Origin of the sequence: Lelliottia sp. (assembly GCF_045627565.1) — a bacterium.
GTDB lineage: Bacteria > Pseudomonadota > Gammaproteobacteria > Enterobacterales > Enterobacteriaceae > Enterobacter.
Window position 1 is genome coordinate 160,598 of record NZ_JAZQNX010000018.1, and the last position, 19,570, is coordinate 180,167.

Annotated in this window: 16 protein-coding genes and 2 rRNA genes; 15 read left to right on the forward strand and 3 right to left on the reverse strand. The window is 49.9% G+C overall.

The annotated features are described in order from the left end of the window. Positions 1–29 precede the first annotated feature (29 nt). The 8 genes from ACKI5T_RS10510 (at position 30) to ACKI5T_RS10545 (ending at position 7,669) form a co-directional block, all read left to right on the forward strand. On the forward strand, positions 30–272 hold the full coding sequence (locus ACKI5T_RS10510; RefSeq protein WP_407437279.1) for a YhdT family protein: 243 nt from the start codon (positions 30–32) through the stop codon (positions 270–272). Then, a complete protein-coding gene (gene panF, locus ACKI5T_RS10515; protein ID WP_407437301.1) occupies positions 262–1,713 on the forward strand; it encodes a sodium/pantothenate symporter in 1,452 nt (483 codons plus the stop codon). Before ACKI5T_RS10510 ends, panF begins: the two co-directional genes overlap by 11 nt. An 11-nt stretch (positions 1,714–1,724) precedes the next feature. Beyond that, positions 1,725–2,606, forward strand: coding sequence for a 50S ribosomal protein L11 methyltransferase (gene prmA / locus ACKI5T_RS10520; RefSeq protein WP_407437280.1), 882 nt, complete (start codon positions 1,725–1,727; stop codon positions 2,604–2,606). A 137-nt stretch (positions 2,607–2,743) separates the two neighbouring features. After that, positions 2,744–3,484, forward strand: a complete 741-nt coding sequence (locus tag ACKI5T_RS10525) for a carbonic anhydrase (protein ID WP_407437281.1) — start codon at positions 2,744–2,746, stop codon at positions 3,482–3,484. Positions 3,485–3,814: 330 nt separating this feature from the next. Beyond that, on the forward strand, positions 3,815–4,780 hold the full coding sequence (gene dusB / locus ACKI5T_RS10530) for a tRNA dihydrouridine synthase DusB (protein WP_407437282.1): 966 nt from the start codon (positions 3,815–3,817) through the stop codon (positions 4,778–4,780). A gap of 25 nt (positions 4,781–4,805) precedes the next feature. Further along, positions 4,806–5,102: a DNA-binding transcriptional regulator Fis gene (fis, locus tag ACKI5T_RS10535; protein ID WP_003855228.1), complete on the forward strand. Its 297-nt coding sequence runs from the start codon at positions 4,806–4,808 to the stop codon at positions 5,100–5,102. A 179-nt stretch (positions 5,103–5,281) separates the two neighbouring features. Further along, on the forward strand, positions 5,282–5,446 hold the full coding sequence (locus ACKI5T_RS10540) for a DUF2556 family protein (protein WP_407437283.1): 165 nt from the start codon (positions 5,282–5,284) through the stop codon (positions 5,444–5,446). Between the two features lie 144 nt (positions 5,447–5,590). Then, complete coding sequence (locus ACKI5T_RS10545; RefSeq protein WP_407437285.1) at positions 5,591–7,669, forward strand: putative bifunctional diguanylate cyclase/phosphodiesterase; 2,079 nt, start codon at positions 5,591–5,593, stop codon at positions 7,667–7,669. Between the two features lie 14 nt (positions 7,670–7,683). On the opposite strand, the gene envR is transcribed toward ACKI5T_RS10545, so the two are convergent. Next, positions 7,684–8,331 carry an acrEF/envCD operon transcriptional regulator gene (envR, locus tag ACKI5T_RS10550; protein WP_407437287.1) on the reverse strand — a complete coding sequence of 216 codons (648 nt, stop codon included), beginning with the start codon at positions 8,329–8,331 and terminating at the stop codon, positions 7,684–7,686. Positions 8,332–8,727: 396 nt separating this feature from the next. Between envR and ACKI5T_RS10555 the strand changes: the two genes are divergently transcribed. The 7 genes from ACKI5T_RS10555 to ACKI5T_RS10585 all read left to right on the forward strand — a co-directional run bounded on the left by ACKI5T_RS10555 (position 8,728) and on the right by ACKI5T_RS10585 (position 18,153). After that, on the forward strand, positions 8,728–9,867 hold the full coding sequence (locus ACKI5T_RS10555) for an efflux RND transporter periplasmic adaptor subunit (protein ID WP_407437289.1): 1,140 nt from the start codon (positions 8,728–8,730) through the stop codon (positions 9,865–9,867). An 11-nt stretch (positions 9,868–9,878) separates the two neighbouring features. Next, the gene (locus tag ACKI5T_RS10560; protein WP_407437290.1) at positions 9,879–12,989 is read left to right on the forward strand and encodes an efflux RND transporter permease subunit; all 3,111 of its coding nucleotides are present in this window, start codon (positions 9,879–9,881) and stop codon (positions 12,987–12,989) included. Positions 12,990–13,298: 309 nt separating this feature from the next. After that, positions 13,299–13,520 carry a lipoprotein gene (locus ACKI5T_RS10565; protein ID WP_015960684.1) on the forward strand — a complete coding sequence of 74 codons (222 nt, stop codon included), beginning with the start codon at positions 13,299–13,301 and terminating at the stop codon, positions 13,518–13,520. Positions 13,521–13,999: 479 nt separating this feature from the next. Continuing rightward, positions 14,000–15,025 (forward strand): amino acid ABC transporter substrate-binding protein, encoded by a 1,026-nt coding sequence (locus tag ACKI5T_RS10570; RefSeq protein ID WP_133631603.1) that lies wholly within the window; start codon positions 14,000–14,002, stop codon positions 15,023–15,025. 67 nt (positions 15,026–15,092) lie between these two features. After that, positions 15,093–16,274, forward strand: coding sequence for an amino acid ABC transporter permease (locus tag ACKI5T_RS10575; protein ID WP_407437293.1), 1,182 nt, complete (start codon positions 15,093–15,095; stop codon positions 16,272–16,274). 9 nt (positions 16,275–16,283) lie between these two features. Next, a complete protein-coding gene (locus ACKI5T_RS10580) occupies positions 16,284–17,387 on the forward strand; it encodes an amino acid ABC transporter permease (protein ID WP_407437303.1) in 1,104 nt (367 codons plus the stop codon). Positions 17,388–17,394: 7 nt separating this feature from the next. Beyond that, entirely contained in the window at positions 17,395–18,153 is a 759-nt protein-coding gene (locus tag ACKI5T_RS10585; RefSeq protein WP_131486443.1) for an amino acid ABC transporter ATP-binding protein, read from the forward strand. A 135-nt stretch (positions 18,154–18,288) separates the two neighbouring features. Here ACKI5T_RS10585 and rrf read toward each other — a convergent pair. Then, positions 18,289–18,404: ribosomal RNA gene (gene rrf / locus ACKI5T_RS10590) — 5S ribosomal RNA — on the reverse strand. A 93-nt stretch (positions 18,405–18,497) separates the two neighbouring features. Next, positions 18,498–19,570, reverse strand: a 23S ribosomal RNA gene (locus ACKI5T_RS10595); the annotation flags it as partial.

Genomic DNA, 19,570 nt, shown 5'->3' on the forward strand with positions numbered 1-19,570 from the left:
CCGCTTTCTTCATCCACAAGGGATATAAAATGGACAAGCGTTTTGTTCAAGCCCATAAAGAAGCGCGCTGGGCGCTGTGGCTGACCCTTCTCTACCTTGCCGTTTGGTTAGTAACTGCTTACTTACCTGACTCCGCTATTGGCATCACCGGCCTGCCGCACTGGTTCGAAATGGCGTGTCTGCTCGTGCCGCTGGTGTTTATTGTGCTGTGCTGGGCGATGGTGAAGTTCATTTATCGCGATATCCCGCTGGAGGACGATGATGCAGCTTGAAGTCATTCTGCCACTGATTGCTTATCTGCTCGTCGTGTTTGGCCTCTCGGTTTACGCCATGCGTAAAAGAACGACCGGCACCTTCCTGAATGAGTATTTCCTCGGCAGCCGCTCGATGGGCGGCGTGGTGTTAGCCATGACGCTAACCGCCACCTACATCAGCGCCAGCTCGTTTATCGGCGGTCCCGGTGCGGCCTATAAATACGGGTTAGGCTGGGTGCTGTTAGCGATGATCCAGCTTCCTGCCGTCTGGCTTTCTCTGGGCATCCTTGGCAAAAAATTTGCCATTCTGGCGCGCCGTTATAATGCCGTGACGCTCAACGACATGTTGTTTGCACGTTATCAGAGCCGCTTACTGGTGTGGTTGGCCAGCTTAAGCCTACTGGTAGCCTTTATTGGCGCGATGACGGTGCAATTTATCGGCGGCGCGCGTCTGCTGGAGACTGCCGCAGGTATTCCTTACGAAACCGGCTTGCTGATCTTCGGGGTGAGTATCGCGCTCTATACCGCATTTGGCGGATTCCGCGCCAGCGTGCTGAACGATACGATGCAGGGTATGGTGATGCTCATCGGGACGATTGTCCTGCTGGTGGGCATCGTGCATGCCGCAGGTGGCCTGAGCCATGCCGTTGAAACTCTGGAAGCGATCGATCCGAAACTGGTCTCCCCGCAGGGCGCAGACGATATCCTTTCGCCGTCATTCATGACCTCGTTCTGGGTCCTGGTGTGCTTTGGCGTGATTGGCCTGCCGCATACCGCCGTGCGCTGTATCTCCTATAAAGACAGCAAAGCGGTGCATAAAGGCATCATCATAGGCACCATTGTGGTCGCCATCCTGATGTTTGGTATGCATCTGGCGGGTGCATTAGGCCGCGCCGTGATCCCAGACCTCACTGTACCGGATCTGGTAATCCCGACCCTGATGGTCAAAGTGCTTCCACCTTTTGTCGCTGGGATATTCCTGGCCGCGCCGATGGCGGCCATCATGTCGACAATCAATGCCCAATTGCTGCAAAGTTCCGCTACGATCATTAAAGATCTCTATTTGAACCTGCGTCCTGAGCAGGTTGAGAATGAGCGACGACTGAAGCGTATGTCGGCCGTAATCACACTGTTGCTCGGGGCATTGCTGCTGTTAGCTGCATGGCGTCCGCCGGAGATGATCATCTGGCTGAACCTGCTTGCCTTTGGTGGCCTTGAAGCCGTTTTCCTGTGGCCATTAGTATTGGGCCTCTACTGGGAGCGAGCCAATGCCGCGGGCGCGTTAAGCGCCATGATTGTCGGTGGCGTACTGTACGCGGTGCTCGCCACATTTAAAATCCAGTATCTGGGCTTCCATCCGATTGTGCCTTCGTTACTGTTAAGTTTGCTGGCGTTTGTGGTGGGGAACCGTTTCGGTCAACCCGTCCCACAGGCGGCCGTCATTTCTACTCATAAATAAAGAGTTTTGCCATGCCGTGGATCCAACTAAAACTGAATACAACCGGCGCGAACGCCGAAGAACTGAGTGATGCGTTAATGGAAGTCGGATCGGTTTCCATTACTTTCCAGGACACGCATGACACACCGGTGTTTGAACCCTTGCCCGGCGAAACGCGCCTGTGGGGTGATACCGATGTTATTGGCCTGTTCGACGCAGAAACGGACATGAAAGACGTCGTGGCGATTCTGGAAAATCACCCGCTTCTGGGCGCAGGATTTGTGCATAAAATCGAACAACTGGAAGACAAAGACTGGGAACGCGAGTGGATGGATAATTTCCATCCCATGCAGTTCGGCAAACGTCTGTGGATCTGTCCAAGCTGGCGCGATGTGCCTGATCCCAATGCCGTAAACGTGATGCTCGATCCGGGCCTGGCGTTTGGTACGGGTACCCATCCAACGACCTCTCTTTGTCTGCAATGGCTTGATGGTCTGGATCTGGAAGGGAAAACGGTGATCGATTTTGGCTGTGGATCCGGGATCCTCGCCATTGCCGCACTGAAACTCGGCGCGGCGAAAGCGATCGGGATCGACATCGATCCGCAGGCGATTCAGGCCAGCCGTGATAACGCTGAACGTAATGGTGTATCCGACCGTCTGGAGCTTTACCTGCCGGAGGCCCAACCAGCGACCATGAAAGCCGACGTGGTGGTTGCAAACATACTGGCAGGCCCATTACGTGAGCTGGCACCGTTAATCAGCGTCCTGCCCGTTGAAGGCGGTCTGCTGGGTCTTTCGGGTATTCTGGCAAGCCAGGCGGATAGCGTTTGCGAAGCCTATGCCGATCTCTTCACGCTCGACCCGGTTGTTGAGAAAGAAGAGTGGTGCCGGATTACCGGACGTAAAAACTAAGCATTTGGCGTGGTCATCTGACCACGCCTCTCCCCTTCTGATATTCCTCCCGCCCTCTGCCTTTCTCCGTTAATATAACCCCACAAATCATAATGGTAATTATTGATTTGAATAATAAAATTCACAGGAAGAATATTATGAAACATTTAACGAGCAAGGCAGCGTGGCTGGCGCTGGGCATGATTTCCGCTTCTGCTTTCGCCTCACACTGGAGCTATGAAGGCGAGGGCGCTCCTGAACACTGGGGTGAACTGGATGAAGCCTACAAAACGTGCAAAAGCGGGATGAACCAATCTCCCATTAACATTGATTCCACTACCAAAGCCCATCTCTCGCCGCTGCAAACGCACTATAGCGAAGGCCCCATTACGCTGACGAACAACGGACATACCATCCAGGCAGGAGAAAAGGCCGATACGCGCGATAGCATTACTCTTGATAACCAAACCTGGACCTTACAGCAGTTCCACTTCCATGCTCCGAGCGAAAACACGGTGCACGGTAAAAGTTTCCCAATGGAAATGCACCTGGTGCATAAAAATGACAAGGGTGAACTGGTCGTGGTTGCCGTGATGTTTGATAAAGGCGTCGCTAACGCTGAGCTGGAAAAACTGTGGGGCGTAATGCCTGGTCAGGTTGATCAGAACATTAGCATCAAGCCAAATCTCGATATGAACCAGCTGTTACCTCAAGATAAAACCTACTGGCGCTTTAGCGGCTCACTGACCACCCCACCATGCTCTGAAGGGGTCACCTGGATTGTCCTTAAACATCCACAGACCCTCTCTGCAGAGCAGTTAGAAAAATTCACGCATACAATGCATCACAATAATAACCGCCCGGTACAGTCACTTCATGGCCGTGTCGTTGTTGAATAACGCCTGTTTTTTGCTCTGAAACCATGTTCTAAAATGCGACGCAGATCGCACAGAAGCGGGATAATCTGCTGCTAAAAACAGCAGATTATCCCGATTAAATGATTCATTCATCGAGAAATGATGAGAAGTTACGGGAATTTGTAAGCGTCTATAAAATAAACAAATCAACATAACACAATGATTTAATTAAGGAATTATTCACTAACTTAACGTTGAGTAGCAATTCCTTGATCTGCAGCAGCAGATTGTTCAAAGTTTGGCCTTTCATCTCATGTAAAAAATGCGTAATATACGCCGCCTTGCAGTCACAGTATGGTCATTTCTTAACTCATGCGCATCGGACACTATCAGCTCAGAAATCGCCTGATCGCAGCGCCAATGGCAGGTATTACTGACCGGCCTTTTAGGACGCTGTGCTACGAGATGGGAGCCGGTTTAACCGTTTCCGAGATGATGTCGTCTAACCCGCAGGTTTGGGAAAGCGATAAATCCCGTCTACGGATGGTGCACGTTGATGAGCCAGGTATTCGCACCGTGCAAATTGCTGGAAGCGATCCTGAAGAAATGGCGCAAGCCGCGCGTATTAACGTTGAAAGTGGCGCCCAAATTATTGATATCAATATGGGTTGCCCGGCAAAAAAGGTGAATCGTAAGCTTGCAGGTTCAGCCCTTCTGCAATACCCCGACCAGGTGAAGTCTATCTTGTTGGGGGTGGTTAACGCAGTGGATGTTCCCGTTACGTTGAAAATTCGCACTGGTTGGGCGCCGGAACACCGTAACTGTGTAGAAATTGCCCAACTGGCCGAAGATTGTGGTATCCAGGCCCTGACCATTCATGGACGCACTCGCGCCTGTTTGTTCAACGGCAATGCGGAATACGACAGCATTCGGGCAGTTAAGCAGAAAGTTTCCATTCCGATTATCGCGAATGGCGACATAACTGACCCGCTAAAAGCCAGGGCTGTGCTCGACTATACAGGGGCAGATGCTCTGATGATAGGACGTGCCGCTCAGGGAAGACCCTGGATCTTTCGGGAAATCCAGCATTATCTGGACACTGGGGAGTTGCTTGATCCACTGCCTCTGGCAGAAGTTAAGCACTTGCTTTGTGCGCATATTCGGGAACTGCATGACTTTTACGGTCAGGCAAAAGGGTACCGAATTGCGCGGAAACACGTATCCTGGTATCTCCAGGAACACGCTCCAAATGACCAGTTTCGGCGCACATTCAACGCCATAGAGGATGCCAGCGTACAGCTGGAGGCGTTGGAGGCATACTTCGAAAATTTTGCGTAAACAGAAATAAAGAGCTGACAGAACTATGTTCGAACAACGCGTAAATTCTGACGTACTGACCGTTTCTACCGTTAACTCTCAGGATCAGGTGACTCAAAAACCTCTCCGTGACTCGGTTAAACAAGCACTGAAGAACTATTTTGCTCAACTGAATGGTCAGGATGTGAGTGACCTGTATGAGTTGGTACTGGCTGAAGTTGAACAGCCACTGTTGGACATGGTGATGCAATACACCCGCGGTAACCAAACCCGCGCTGCCCTGATGATGGGTATCAACCGTGGTACCCTGCGTAAGAAACTCAAAAAATACGGCATGAACTAATTTCGATTAGCTAACTGCTTGTTTAAAAAGGCGCTACCTGGCATGGGGACGCGCCTTTTTTATTGCCTGCGCTCCGTACCGTCAACCATTTGTAAACCTTCAGTTATCCTCCTTTTAAACGCCCGCATTTCGTGTATATTTCCACCACTTCTATCGCTCGACGACTCCGGAACGACACAATGATTCGTAAATACTGGTGGCTGGTTATCTTTGCCATCTCGGTTTTCCTCTTTGATGCTCTTCTCATGCAGTGGATTGAGCTGCTGAGCACCGAAACCGATAAGTGTCGTAACATGAATTCCGTGAATCCCTTAAAATTAGTCAACTGCTCGGCTCTCGATTAAGCCCAAACGTCGGCAAAAACACACTTTTCACCTATTAAAAACAGGGATTTAAATCCCTTTTCGTCATTCCCGTAGGGTGATAATGTCCCTGCCCTTTCCAGATACTATTCCATAACGTCTCACTACGAATGAGTTATACAGACCATGCTGGTTAGCCAATACAACCATATCCTCGTCGTCATTTCTTTTGTCGTCGCCATCCTTGCTGCATATACCGCACTCAATATGGCCGGGCGAGTCGCCGGGAACCAGGGCATTGCGGCACGCATTTGGCTCGCAGGTGGTGGCGTGGCGATGGGCATCGGCATCTGGGCCATGCACTTCATCGGTATGCTGGCGATGGATCTTGCCATGAGCATGAGCTACGACGTGGCAATCACTGCGCTTTCAATGGCTATTGCGATTGGCTCCTCCATGTTTGCCCTTTGGTTGGTGAGCGGTGAACAGCTTCGCTTACGACGCCTTTTACCGGGCGCTTTCGTGATGGGGACAGGCATCGTCGCAATGCATTACACCGGTATGGCGGCACTTGAGGTGTCGCCGGGAATTGTATGGGATAAAACCTGGGTCGCCCTTTCCGTGGTCATCGCGCTAGCGGCATCGCTGGTCGCCCTGTGGCTGACCTTTCGATTACGTTATGAAGCCGCACAAGTTGCGCTGATGCGCCTGGGCGCAGCGTTAACAATGGGAATTGCGATTGCCGGCATGCATTACGCGGGTATGAAAGCGGCGCAGTTTCCAGTAACAACACACATGCATCATCACGGAATTAATGGCAGCTGGTTAGCTGTTTTGGTCAGCGTGGTCGCACTCTCGATTTTGGCGATCACATTGCTGGTCTCAATGCTTGATGCCCGCCTTCAGGCACGGACTACGCTGTTAGCCTCATCCCTTGCTGAAGCTAACCGAGAATTGGCGCAACTGGCCCTTCACGATACGCTGACGCGGTTGCCTAATCGTATTCTGCTGGAAGATCGACTCAGCCAGGCGATCAGCAAAGCAGACCGTGAAGGAACTCACTTCGCGCTGATGTTTATGGACCTTGATGGCTTTAAAGCAGTAAATGACGCTTACGGTCATGTCACTGGCGACAAGCTGTTGGTCGCAGTGACTAAACGACTGCTGTCACCGCTGAAAGGGCAATACACGCTTGCCCGCATCGGCGGTGACGAGTTTGTTCTGCTGGTCGAGGTCAGTGGACCGGATGATGCCGCTTCGCTGGCCAACGCGCTGGTACGCGCTATCGACAGCCCTTTCAGCGTTGATCCCTATGAGCTGGTCGTCACTATCAGTATTGGCATTGCGTTGTATCCGCATGATGGGAAAACCGATCGCGAAATGATGTTCAACGCCGATGCCGCGATGTATCACACCAAACATGTTGGACGGAATGGGTACCACTTTTTCCAGCCGTCGATGAACACACTGGCGCAAACGCATTTACAGTTGATGAACGATCTGTGGATGGCCGTTGAGCGCGATGAATTGCGCCTGCACTATCAGCCGAAGTTTCATGCACCCGCTGGCCCTATTTTGGGCTTTGAAGCTCTGCTGCGCTGGGAACATCCAAAACAAGGGGTGTTGACTCCTGATGTGTTTCTTAAGGTGGCAGAAAAAACCGGTTTAATTATTCCGATAGGCAATTGGGTGATCAATGAAGCGTGTCGACAACTGCGCGCGTGGCATATTCAGGGCCATACGAATTGGTCGATGGCCGTTAATTTGTCTACCCTGCAGTTTGAGCAGCCGTCGCTGGTCAACACCGTGCTCGCTTGCCTGGCACTGCATCAGCTTCCGCCAGAATCGTTGATCCTGGAAGTGACAGAAACGACCGCGATGAATAACCCGGATGAAAGCGTAAGGGTTCTCACCGAGCTAACGAATGCGGGAGTCAAAGCGTCAATTGATGATTTTGGAACAGGGTATTCCAGCCTGCTGTATCTCAAGCGGCTGCCCGCCTGCGAATTGAAAATTGATCGCGCGTTTGTGAAAGATCTGAGCGGTGAAAGCGACGATGCCACTATCGTCTCTGCCATTGTTGCGCTCGCAAAAACGTTAAATCTCAAAGTGGTTGCCGAAGGGGTAGAAACCGAGGCGCAGCAGGCATTCCTGACAGAACTTGGCTGCAATATGCTTCAGGGATATTTGCTCGGCAAACCCGTGTCCGCACAAGCCGTCGAAGAACTTTTTCACAATCCGGAGATGATGAAAAATAGCCTTTAACATGACGTAGCCCTTTAAGAGGCAACATAATATTTTACTGGCGGCTTACGCGTAATGTTTAACGTCGCCAGAATATTATCGACTAACGCGGGTGCATGTTGGTAAAGGTTGATGCTGTCGCTATTCATTAACCAATTTTTAATTAAGCCGCTAAAAAAACCATGGAAAACAATCAGCGTCATATCAATATTAATCTGCGGATCAATAACGCCCTGGGCCAGACATCTCTCCAGTAACGCCCGTACATTGTCATAATTGAAACCAATTCTTTTTCTAATATCACATTCTGATGTGAATTCTTTATTAAATTCACATTTATGATACAGAATTTGCAGCAGAGATTTTTGGCGAGGATCATGAGCAATATATTGCAAGGCAATAATAAAACGCTCCCGAAGAGTGAATAAAGGGTCATCTTTAACATCGAGAGTAAGACGTTCATCAATCAGATCACATAGCGGTAACTGCTGCTCCCATATCGCCTGAAACAATTCAGATTTACTGGTGAAATGCCAGTATACGGCACCGCGCGTCACACCTGCCGCATCTGCGACATCCGTCAGTGTGGTACTGGCAACGCCACGCGTAGAGAATTGTGTGATGGCCGCTTCAATCAACTGTTGTCGCGTTTTTTGTGCATCTTCTTTTGTTTTGCGGGCCATAGACTCTCATCCGTCACATAAATATTTGCACTCACTGTTAAATCTGTGGCGCTCATTGCCCAGCTAGTATTCACCAAATGCCCCTTTTACTTTGAACAAAAAAAGTCAATTCTAGGAATTAATAACCACCACAAATGAATCGTGATAATTAAATTCATTAAACATATAAATAACCATGGATAAAAACAAACTCTATATTTGTTCATCGGTCACTATACCCTTCATTTACCACGTTTTAATCTGACTTATGTATTAATAGACCGCATGCCGCACTTATAAATTAAAAAAAACCAACACACCTCATTATGATGTGCACTGGCTTTCTGACTCTTTGCCTTTCTGTTTTTTTCAGATCTCCACGGCAAATATCAGTTTATTGTTTTTAAAGGAACAGTAATGACGACACACTTCAGGCTTTTACCTCTATCCGGTTTTATTGTCTGCGCCACACTGCTTACGGGCTGTGATGGTGCTGACAACCCAAAGCAAAGTGCACAGGCTCCGCAGGTAACGGTTTATGTCGTGAAAAGTGCTCCACTGGCAGTGACAACTGAATTGCCGGGGCGCACAGATGCATTTCGCGTTGCTGAGGTTCGCCCGCAGGTGAGCGGCATTATTTTACGTCGAAATTTCACTGAAGGCAGCGATGTCACCGCTGGCGATTCTCTTTATCAAATCGATCCCGCAACGTATAAGGCTGCCTATGACAGCGCTAAAGGCGAGATGGCAAAAGCCGAGGCGGCAGCTAACATTGCGCACTTGACGGTGAAACGTTATGTGCCTCTGGTGGGGACGCAATACATTAGTCGGCAAGAGTACGATCAGGCTGTAGCCAATGCCAGACAAGCTGACGCCAGCGTTATTGCGGCGCAAGCGAGTGTCGAAACCGCACGTATTAATCTCGCCTACACCAAAGTGTCATCGCCTATTAATGGACGTATTGGCAAATCCAGCGTCACCGAAGGCGCGTTAGTCACGAACGGGCAGGCTTCTGCCCTGGCCACCGTCCAGCAGCTTGATCCGATCTATGTTGATGTGACCCAGTCGAGCAATGATTTCATGCATTTAAAGCAGTCTCGTTTGCAGAAAAACGAGGGTACTAGCAGCGTTCAGCTGTTAATGGAAAATGGTCAGACTTACCCACTCAAAGGCACGTTGCAATTTTCGGATGTCACTGTCGACGAAAGTACAGGTTCCATCACGCTTCGTGCCGTTTTCCCAAATCCTCAACATAGTTTGTTGCCAGGGATGTTCGTCCGCGCCCGTATCGATGAAGGCATACAGCCTGACGCCATTTTAGTCCCCCAGCAGGGCGTGACACGCACTCCACGGGGCGATGCCACCGTTCTGGTGGTGAATGATAAAGAGCAGATTGAATTGCGTAATGTTATTGCGCCTCAGGCCATTGGAGACAGCTGGCTGATCGCTGAAGGACTTAAGGATGGCGATCGCGTGGTCGTCAGTGGCCTGCAGAAAATCCATCCTGGCACCACAGTGGTCGCCGTGCCTGCTTCCGCCGTCAAGACAGCCAGCTAAAGGATTACGAAATGGCTAATTTCTTTATTCAACGGCCGATTTTCGCCTGGGTACTTGCCATCATTCTGATGATTGCGGGCGGGCTGGCTATTCTTCAATTACCCGTGGCGCAATACCCCACCATTGCGCCTCCTGCTGTTGCCGTCACCGCAACCTATCCCGGCGCAGATGCACAAACGGTACAAGATACCGTGACCCAGGTTATCGAACAGAACATGAATGGTATCGATAACCTGATGTACATGTCATCCACCAGCGATTCAGCGGGTAACGTCACGATCACGTTGACCTTCCAGTCCGGCACCGATCCTGATATCGCGCAGGTACAGGTTCAAAACAAACTGCAGCTCGCCATGCCGCTGCTGCCACAAGAAGTTCAGCAGCAAGGTATTGGCGTGGAGAAATCCAGCAGCAACTTCCTTCTGGTAGCAGGGTTTGTCTCTGATAATAAAACGCTGACGCAGGACGATATCTCAGATTACGTTGCGTCAAATGTTAAAGACGCGATCAGCCGGACATCGGGCGTGGGTGACGTTCAGCTATTTGGCGCACAGTACGCCATGCGTATTTGGCTCGACAGCAATGCACTTAATAAATTTCAGCTAACACCTCTGGATGTGATCAACCAACTAAAAATCCAGAATAACCAAATAGCTGCCGGTCAATTAGGGGGAACGCCGTCAATTCCAGGGCAACAGTTAAATGCCTCTATCATTGCGCAAACCCGTTTAAAAACCCCGGAAGAGTTTGGCAACGTCACACTGAAAGTGAATCAAGATGGGTCAATGGTGCATCTGAAAGATGTCGCTCGAATTGAGCTTGGCGGCGAAAACTATAATATGGTGACCAAGATTAATGGTCAGGCTGCGACGGGTCTTGGGATTAAACTGGCAACGGGCGCAAACGCCCTCGATACTGCAGCGGCCATCAAAACAAAGCTCGCAGAATTACAGTCCTTCTTCCCGCAAGGAATGAAAGTTGTCTATCCCTACGACACAACCCCGTTCGTCAAAATATCCATTCATGAAGTAATTAAAACCCTGTTCGAGGCGATCGTCCTTGTTTTCCTGGTCATGTATTTGTTCCTGCAAAACCTGCGCGCCACGCTCATTCCCACCATCGCAGTGCCTGTTGTATTGCTCGGTACTTTTGCCATTTTGTCGGCATTTGGATTTTCCATCAATACTCTCACCATGTTTGGCATGGTGTTGGCTATAGGCTTGCTGGTCGACGATGCCATCGTGGTTGTTGAGAACGTCGAACGCGTTATGGTAGAAGACAAGCTACCGCCTAAAGAGGCGACGCAAAAATCGATGGAGCAAATTCAAGGCGCGTTGGTGGGCATCGCAATGGTGCTTTCAGCGGTGTTTATACCGATGGCCTTTTTTGGTGGCTCTACCGGAGCCATTTACCGCCAGTTCTCACTGACCATTGTTTCTGCTATGGCTCTTTCAGTATTAGTCGCACTGATTCTGACGCCAGCACTCTGCGCGACGTTGCTTAAACCGGCCTCTGAAGAGCACCACGCAAAAAGCGGTTTCTTTGGTTGGTTTAATACTCTCTTCGATAAAAGCGTCGATCATTACAGTAATAGCGTCAGCGGGATCCTGCGTAAAACAGGACGCTATCTTGTGGTGTATGTGCTGATCGTTGGTGGTATGGCGGTGCTCTTTTTGCGTCTCCCCACCTCTTTCCTGCCAGAGGAGGATCAGGGCGTATTCATGACAATGGTTCAGCTACCTGCTGGTGCAACGCAAACCCGCACGCAGCAAATTTTGGATCAAGTTCAGCAATACTATCTGACCCAAGAAAAAGCGAACGTTGAGTCGGTCTTTACCGTTAACGGTTTTAGTTTCAGCGGCCAGGGACAAAACTCAGGTATCGCATTTGTCAGCCTCAAACCGTGGGAAGATCGTCCAGGTGAAAAAAATGGCGTCGAAGCGATTGTGGGCCGTGCCACAAAAGCCTTTAGCCAGATTAAAGATGGTCTCGTTTTTCCCTTTAACCTACCTGCCATTATCGAGCTGGGAACAGCGACGGGCTTCGACTTTGAGTTAATCGATCAGGCAAACCTGGGGCATACCTCACTCACACAAGCCCGAAACCAACTCCTGGGTATGGTCAAAGAACATTCTGACTTGTTGGTGCGTGTACGTCCTAATGGGTTGGAAGACACTCCGCAATTTAAGCTCGATATTGATCAGGAGAAAGCCCAGGCGCTTGGCGTCAGCGTATCAGATATCAACCAGACGATTTCCACTGCGCTGGGAGGAACATACGTTAACGACTTCATCGATCACGGCCGTGTCAAAAAAGTGTATGCGCAAGCAGCGGCGCAGTTCCGCATGTTACCGGGTGATATCAATAATCTTTATGTGCGCAGTGCAAACGGCGAGATGGTCCCCTTTTCAGCCTTTAGTTCTTCACGCTGGGTTTCCGGTTCGCCGCGGCTTGAACGCTACAACGGCATGCCCTCAATGGAAATACTTGGGGAGTCTGCGCCCAGCAAGAGTACCGGTGAAGCCATGGTCATGATGGAAAGGCTGGCGAATAAACTGCCTTCCGGAATTGGCTACGACTGGACGGGAATGTCCTACCAGGAACGACTTTCTGGAAACCAGGCACCTGCGCTATATGCCATTTCACTTATCATCGTGTTCTTGTGTCTGGCTGCACTTTACGAGAGCTGGTCGATTCCATTTTCCGTGATGTTAGTGGTGCCATTAGGCGTCATTGGAGCACTCCTCGGTGCATCGCTGCGCGGACTGAACAATGATGTTTATTTCCAGGTAGGTCTTCTCACCACCATTGGGCTTTCTGCTAAGAACGCCATCCTGATTGTTGAGTTTGCTAAAGACCTGATGGAAAAAGAAGGCAAAGGGGTTGTCGAAGCAACATTGGAGGCATCACGTATGCGCCTTCGTCCCATTCTGATGACTTCTCTGGCGTTCATTCTTGGCGTAATGCCGTTAGTGATCAGTAACGGTGCGGGGAGCGGCGCACAAAATGCCGTAGGTACAGGCGTCATGGGCGGGATGTTGTCCGCTACACTTCTGGCTATCTTTTTTGTTCCCGTCTTTTTCGTCGTCGTAAGACGGCGATTTACTCGCCAACATCATTAAAAAAATCAGTAGGCGCTGAATGGCGCCTGCTCTTTTTATGTTTAAACAAAGTACTAGCCCTCTTATGTTCTAAGACGAATAAATAATGAAACCCTTTATTTTTTGAGTTAGGTCTAATCGCTAAGTATTACGTTTAAAATACCCATTCATTCATGCGTTCAGCCGCACCTCTCCATCATTTTTACAAACCACATACTTTGAGATTATTCATCTATCTTCGATAGCCGTGAGCAGTGATAAAATAGCGCTCAGCTCGGTAAATACCCTTTTGGATTTATGGCGAGTCAGTTTTTATTCTGAGGTAACATTATGAAAAGATTCATTTGCGTTGCAACGCTCGCTGCGCTTCTGGCTGGTTGTGCCCACGATTCTCCGTGTGTACCGGTTTACGACGATCAAGGTCGCCTGGTCCATACCAATACGTGTATGAAAGGCACCACTCAGGATAACTGGGAAACAGCTGGCGCAATTGCAGGCGGTGCTGCAGCTGTTGCAGGCCTGACGCTGGGTATCGTTGCGTTAACTAAATAAAGCTTTCTGACAAAAGCGCGGTATGTTCCGCGCTTTTGCTTCATATCAGTGCAGTTATTGCTCTCCTTGTTAAAAAACTTCCCTGTAACATTCCTGTCTCTCTTTTCATCCTTGATTGTTCTCACGTTTTTATTCACTCGAAATCCAGGTTGCAATCTAATACGTGATATTTTTCACAGATTAATAACATTCAATATCCTGCCAATATTCACCCCTGAAATCATCTCAATAATTTCCGTTTGGTCTTATCAACTTTTGCTCTGATTTGTGGCGTAGGTTGTCATTTCGCACCATTTCAGGGCGCTTGATTTAATTATCCCTGTCTACACTCAGCATTACGCGTTCAGATATCTCTCTTTTTAGCTGAATACGAAAACTGGCATTACGTTTGCTTTATAAACGTCGGCCAACGCCACAGACAGGTAAAAGCGTTTTAAAACGACTTTCTATAACAATAATTTTCGCCACACAGGATGCATATGAAAAAGACGATGATAGCCAGCCTGGCCGCCGCCGGCATGTTGTTTGCTGTTGCGGGTCAGGCCCATGCAGGCGCAACTCTGGATGCTGTTAAAAAGAAAGGCTTTGTACAGTGTGGTATCAGCGATGGGTTACCGGGTTTCTCCTATGCGGATGCTAACGGGAAATTCTCCGGGATCGACGTTGACGTGTGCCGAGGCGTTGCAGCGGCTCTCTTCGGTGATGATACCAAAGTAAAATACACCCCGCTTACGGCGAAAGAACGTTTCACCGCTTTGCAATCTGGCGAAGTTGATGTGCTCTCTCGTAATACCACCTGGACCTCGTCTCGTGATGCTGGCATGGGCATGACGTTTACTGGCGTCACCTATTATGACGGTATCGGCTTCCTGACTCACAATAAAGCGGGCCTGAAGAGTGCGAAAGAACTCGACGGTGCGACGGTCTGTATTCAGGCCGGTACGGATACCGAGCTGAACGTCGCGGATTATTTCAAAGCGAATAAGATGAAATACACCCCAGTGACGTTTGATCGCTCTGATGAATCCGCAAAAGCGCTGGAATCAGGCCGCTGCGATACGCTGGCCTCTGACCAGTCTCAGCTGTATGCCCTGCGCATTAAGCTCAGTAATCCTGCGGAGTGGATTGTTCTGCCTGAAGTTATCTCTAAAGAGCCTCTTGGCCCAGTCGTTCGTCGCGGTGATGAAGAGTGGACCTCGATTGTTAAGTGGACTCTCTTCGCCATGCTGAATGCTGAAGAAATGGGAATTAACTCGAAGAACGTTGATGAGAAAGCAGCAGCTCCATCCACTCCGGATATGGCACATCTTCTGGGTAAAGAAGGTGACTACGGCAAGGATCTTAAGCTCGATAATAAATGGGCTTACAACATCATTAAACACGTTGGCAACTACGGGGAGATCTTCGAGCGTAACGTGGGATCTGAAAGCCCTCTGAAGATCAAACGTGGCCAGAACAACCTCTGGAACAACGGCGGCATCCAGTACGCTCCACCAGTACGCTAGTTTTTAGCTGTAACGGGCACTGCATGAGCGGTGCCCAGCCCAGAGTCATGGTTACCGAGGTTTCTTTATGTCCCATCGCCGCTTAGCCTTAAAAGGGAAACTTTCCTTTTCTCATCCCGCGGTCCGCGCCTGGCTATTTCAGATCATCGCCATTGTCGTCGTCGTGGTCGTTGCGATTTATTTGATTCATAACACCGTAACTAACCTGAGCAATCGCGGCATTACTTCGGGCTTTGCCTTTCTGGATCGCACTGCAGGATTTGGAATTGTGCAGCACCTGATTGATTATCAGGAGAGCGATACGTATGGAAGGGTATTTCTGGTTGGCCTGCTGAATACGCTTTTGGTCTCTGCACTTTGTATTGTTTTTGCTTCATTCCTCGGATTTTTCCTCGGGCTCGCCCGGCTATCTGAAAACTGGCTCCTGCGCAAACTTTCTACGATTTACATCGAGACGTTTCGCAACATTCCGCCCTTGTTGCAGATCTTTTTCTGGTATTTCGCCGTCCTGCGTAATCTGCCAGGTCCGCGCCAGGCCCTCGATGCTTTTGAGTTATTTTTTCTCAGTAACCGCGGGCTATATATTCCATCGCCAGAGGCCGGCGAAGGTTTATGGGCCGCTATTGCCGCTATCGTTATCGCCGTTGCAATATCCGTTGGGCTGTTTCGCTATAACCGCATGCATCAGATGAAAACCGGGCAGCTTCGCAAGACCTGGCCCGTCGGATTACTTTTGATCGTGGGTTTACCTGTGCTGGCACAAGGGATTTTTGGTTCGGCATTACACTGGGATATTCCGGAACTGCGCGGATTTAACTTCCGTGGTGGGATGGTATTAATCCCTGAACTGGCGGCTCTCACGCTGGCGCTTTCCATTTATACCTCTGCGTTTATTGCCGAAATTATTCGCTCTGGTATTCAGGCTGTACCACATGGGCAGCACGAAGCGGCTCGATCGCTCGGCCTTCCCAATTCGGTCACACTCCGTCAGGTGATCATTCCTCAGGCTTTACGCGTGATCATCCCACCGCTGACCAGTCAGTATCTGAATATTGCTAAAAATTCATCATTGGCTGCCGCTATCGGTTATCCCGATATGGTTTCACTGTTCGCCGGGACAGTACTTAACCAGACGGGGCAAGCTATCGAGACTATCGCCATCACCATGTCGGTTTATCTGGTTATTAGCCTGACGATTTCACTGTTGATGAACATCTATAACCGTCGCATCGCACTGGTCGAGCGTTAAGGAGCCATGATGACAAAAGCCGTACTGTCTCACGTCCCGCGCCCTTCTAGCGCTGGGGGCTGGCGTTTCATCGCCTGGGCACGTAAAAATCTGTTCTCCTCCTGGAGTAACAGTCTTCTCACCATCATCTGTTTTTGGCTGATGTGGGAACTTATTCCGCCGCTCATAAACTGGGCATTTCTACAGGCAAACTGGGTTGGATCCACACGCGCTGACTGCACCAAAGCGGGTGCCTGTTGGGTATTCATTCATGAGCGTTTTGGTCAGTTCATGTATGGCTTGTATCCACACGAGCAACGCTGGCGTATCAACGTGGCGCTTATTGTTGGGCTGCTGTCGATCGCACCGATGTTCTGGAAACATTTGCCACGCCGTGGGCGCTACATTGCTTGCTGGGCTGTAGTTTATCCGCTGGTTGTTTGGTTGTTGCTATATGGGGGCGTGCTGGGACTTGAGCGGGTCGAAACTCGCCAATGGGGTGGGCTGACATTAACCTTGATCATTGCTTCCGTCGGGATCGCTGGCGCGCTGCCGCTGGGTATTTTGTTGGCGCTTGGCCGTCGTTCAACGATGCCGGTAGTGCGCGTGCTTTCAGTGATCTTTATCGAGTTCTGGCGTGGCGTGCCACTGATTACCGTGTTGTTTATGTCTTCGGTGATGCTGCCATTATTCATGGCGGAAGGGACTACGATCGACAAATTAATCCGCGCACTCGTGGGCGTCATTTTATTTCAGTCCGCTTATGTCGCAGAAGTCGTTCGCGGTGGGCTACAAGCTCTGCCAAAAGGACAATATGAAGCGGCTGAATCACTGGCACTCGGATACTGGAAAACGCAGGGGTTAGTGATTTTACCGCAGGCACTCAAACTGGTTATTCCAGGGCTTGTGAATACGATTATTGCCCTCTTTAAAGATACGAGCCTGGTGATCATTATTGGGTTATTCGATCTTTTCAGCAGTGTTCAACAGGCTACCGTAGACCCTATATGGCTTGGCATGTCGACCGAAGGCTATGTCTTTGCCGCACTGATTTACTGGATTTTTTGTTTCAGCATGTCGCGCTATAGCCAGCATCTTGAGAAACGTTTTAACACCGGGCGGACACCGCACTGAGGAACTTATGAGCAAAGTAATTATGACCCCTGCTGACGCGATGATTACCCTGGAAAACGTCAATAAATGGTACGGACAGTTTCACGTACTGAAAGATATCAACCTGAAGGTAACGCAAGGTGAACGTATCGTCCTGTGTGGCCCATCGGGTTCTGGAAAGTCGACAACTATTCGTTGTATTAATCATCTCGAAGAACATCAGCAAGGACGCATCGTCGTTGATGGGATCGAGCTGGATGAAGATATTCGCAATATTGAACGCGTGCGCCAGGAAGTGGGCATGGTATTCCAACACTTCAATTTGTTCCCGCATCTAACGGTATTACAGAACTGTACGCTGGCCCCTATTTGGGTCAAGAAGATGTCTAAAAAGGATGCCGAAGTCTTAGGGATGCATTATCTGGAACGTGTTCGTATTGCCGAGCATGCGCATAAATTCCCGGGGCAAATTTCCGGAGGGCAGCAGCAGCGCGTTGCGATTGCGCGTTCCCTGTGTATGAAGCCCAAAATTATGCTGTTTGATGAGCCTACGTCAGCCCTTGATCCGGAAATGGTGAAAGAGGTGTTGGATACGATGATTGGTCTGGCTCAGTCGGGAATGACCATGCTGTGTGTGACACATGAAATGGGATTTGCAAGAACGGTGGCAGATAGAGTGATCTTTATGGATCGAGGTGAAATCGTGGAACAGGCACCACCGGAAGAGTTTTTCGCCAATCCGAAATCTGAACGCACAAGAGCGTTCTTATCACAGGTTATTCATTAATACATTGAATAAGCAGGATATTACGCCTGGGGAATATCTTCCTCGGGCGTAATAATGCAGAAGTTAGCGTAAGACTCATGAGATCGCCCAATGCAAAAAGGCCATCCTTTCGGATGGCCTTTTCACTTAATTGATGTCTGGCAGTTCCCTACTCTCACATGGGGAGACCCCACACTACCATCGGCGCTACGGCGTTTCACTTCTGAGTTCGGCATGGGGTCAGGTGGGACCACCGCGCTAAAGCCGCCAGGCAAATTCTGTTATCAACATGCATCTCTGCACATCAATTAATCTGTTATCAAGCTGAATATTGTCTCTTTCCGCCAAAACAGCTTCGGCGTTGTAAGGTTAAGCCTCACGGTTCATTAGTATCGGTTAGCTCAATGCATCGCTGCACTTACACACCCGACCTATCAACGTCGTAGTCTTCAACGTTCCTTCAGGACTCTCAAGGAGTCAGGGAGAACTCATCTCGGGGCAAGTTTCGTGCTTAGATGCTTTCAGCACTTATCTTTTCCGCATTTAGCTACCGGGCAATGCCATTGGCATGACAACCCGAACACCAGTGATGCGTCCACTCCGGTCCTCTCGTACTAGGAGCAGCCCCCCTCAATTCTCCAGCGCCCACGGCAGATAGGGACCGAACTGTCTCACGACGTTCTAAACCCAGCTCGCGTACCACTTTAAACGGCGAACAGCCGTACCCTTGGGACCTACTTCAGCCCCAGGATGTGATGAGCCGACATCGAGGTGCCAAACACCGCCGTCGATATGAACTCTTGGGCGGTATCAGCCTGTTATCCCCGGAGTACCTTTTATCCGTTGAGCGATGGCCCTTCCATTCAGAACCACCGGATCACTATGACCTGCTTTCGCACCTGCTCGAGCCGTCACTCTCGCAGTCAAGCTAGCTTATGCCATTGCACTAACCTCCTGATGTCCGACCAGGATTAGCTAACCTTCGTGCTCCTCCGTTACTCTTTAGGAGGAGACCGCCCCAGTCAAACTACCCACCAGACACTGTCCGCAACCCGGATTACGGGTCTACGTTAGAACACCAGCCATTAAAGGGTGGTATTTCAAGGTTGGCTCCACGCAGACTGGCGTCCACGCTTCAAAGCCTCCCACCTATCCTACACATCAAGGACCAGTGTTCAGTGTCAAGCTATAGTAAAGGTTCACGGGGTCTTTCCGTCTTGCCGCGGGTACACTGCATCTTCACAGCGAGTTCAATTTCACTGAGTCTCGGGTGGAGACAGCCTGGCCATCATTACGCCATTCGTGCAGGTCGGAACTTACCCGACAAGGAATTTCGCTACCTTAGGACCGTTATAGTTACGGCCGCCGTTTACCGGGGCTTCGATCAAGAGCTTCGCGTTGCCGCTAACCCCATCAATTAACCTTCCGGCACCGGGCA

What these genes read in the sequence shown, in the direction of transcription:
- ACKI5T_RS10510 (WP_407437279.1), top strand. Translation starts at nt 30, where the DNA reads ATGGACAAGCGTTTTGTTCAAGCCCATAAAGAAGCGCGCTGGGCGCTG.
- panF (WP_407437301.1), top strand. Translation starts at nt 262, where the DNA reads ATGCAGCTTGAAGTCATTCTGCCACTGATTGCTTATCTGCTCGTCGTG.
- prmA (WP_407437280.1), top strand. Translation starts at nt 1,725, where the DNA reads ATGCCGTGGATCCAACTAAAACTGAATACAACCGGCGCGAACGCCGAA.
- ACKI5T_RS10525 (WP_407437281.1), top strand. Translation starts at nt 2,744, where the DNA reads ATGAAACATTTAACGAGCAAGGCAGCGTGGCTGGCGCTGGGCATGATT.
- dusB (WP_407437282.1), top strand. Translation starts at nt 3,815, where the DNA reads ATGCGCATCGGACACTATCAGCTCAGAAATCGCCTGATCGCAGCGCCA.
- fis (WP_003855228.1), top strand. Translation starts at nt 4,806, where the DNA reads ATGTTCGAACAACGCGTAAATTCTGACGTACTGACCGTTTCTACCGTT.
- ACKI5T_RS10540 (WP_407437283.1), top strand. Translation starts at nt 5,282, where the DNA reads ATGATTCGTAAATACTGGTGGCTGGTTATCTTTGCCATCTCGGTTTTC.
- ACKI5T_RS10545 (WP_407437285.1), top strand. Translation starts at nt 5,591, where the DNA reads ATGCTGGTTAGCCAATACAACCATATCCTCGTCGTCATTTCTTTTGTC.
- envR (WP_407437287.1), bottom strand. Translation starts at nt 8,331, where the DNA reads ATGGCCCGCAAAACAAAAGAAGATGCACAAAAAACGCGACAACAGTTG.
- ACKI5T_RS10555 (WP_407437289.1), top strand. Translation starts at nt 8,728, where the DNA reads ATGACGACACACTTCAGGCTTTTACCTCTATCCGGTTTTATTGTCTGC.
- ACKI5T_RS10560 (WP_407437290.1), top strand. Translation starts at nt 9,879, where the DNA reads ATGGCTAATTTCTTTATTCAACGGCCGATTTTCGCCTGGGTACTTGCC.
- ACKI5T_RS10565 (WP_015960684.1), top strand. Translation starts at nt 13,299, where the DNA reads ATGAAAAGATTCATTTGCGTTGCAACGCTCGCTGCGCTTCTGGCTGGT.
- ACKI5T_RS10570 (WP_133631603.1), top strand. Translation starts at nt 14,000, where the DNA reads ATGAAAAAGACGATGATAGCCAGCCTGGCCGCCGCCGGCATGTTGTTT.
- ACKI5T_RS10575 (WP_407437293.1), top strand. Translation starts at nt 15,093, where the DNA reads ATGTCCCATCGCCGCTTAGCCTTAAAAGGGAAACTTTCCTTTTCTCAT.
- ACKI5T_RS10580 (WP_407437303.1), top strand. Translation starts at nt 16,284, where the DNA reads ATGACAAAAGCCGTACTGTCTCACGTCCCGCGCCCTTCTAGCGCTGGG.
- ACKI5T_RS10585 (WP_131486443.1), top strand. Translation starts at nt 17,395, where the DNA reads ATGAGCAAAGTAATTATGACCCCTGCTGACGCGATGATTACCCTGGAA.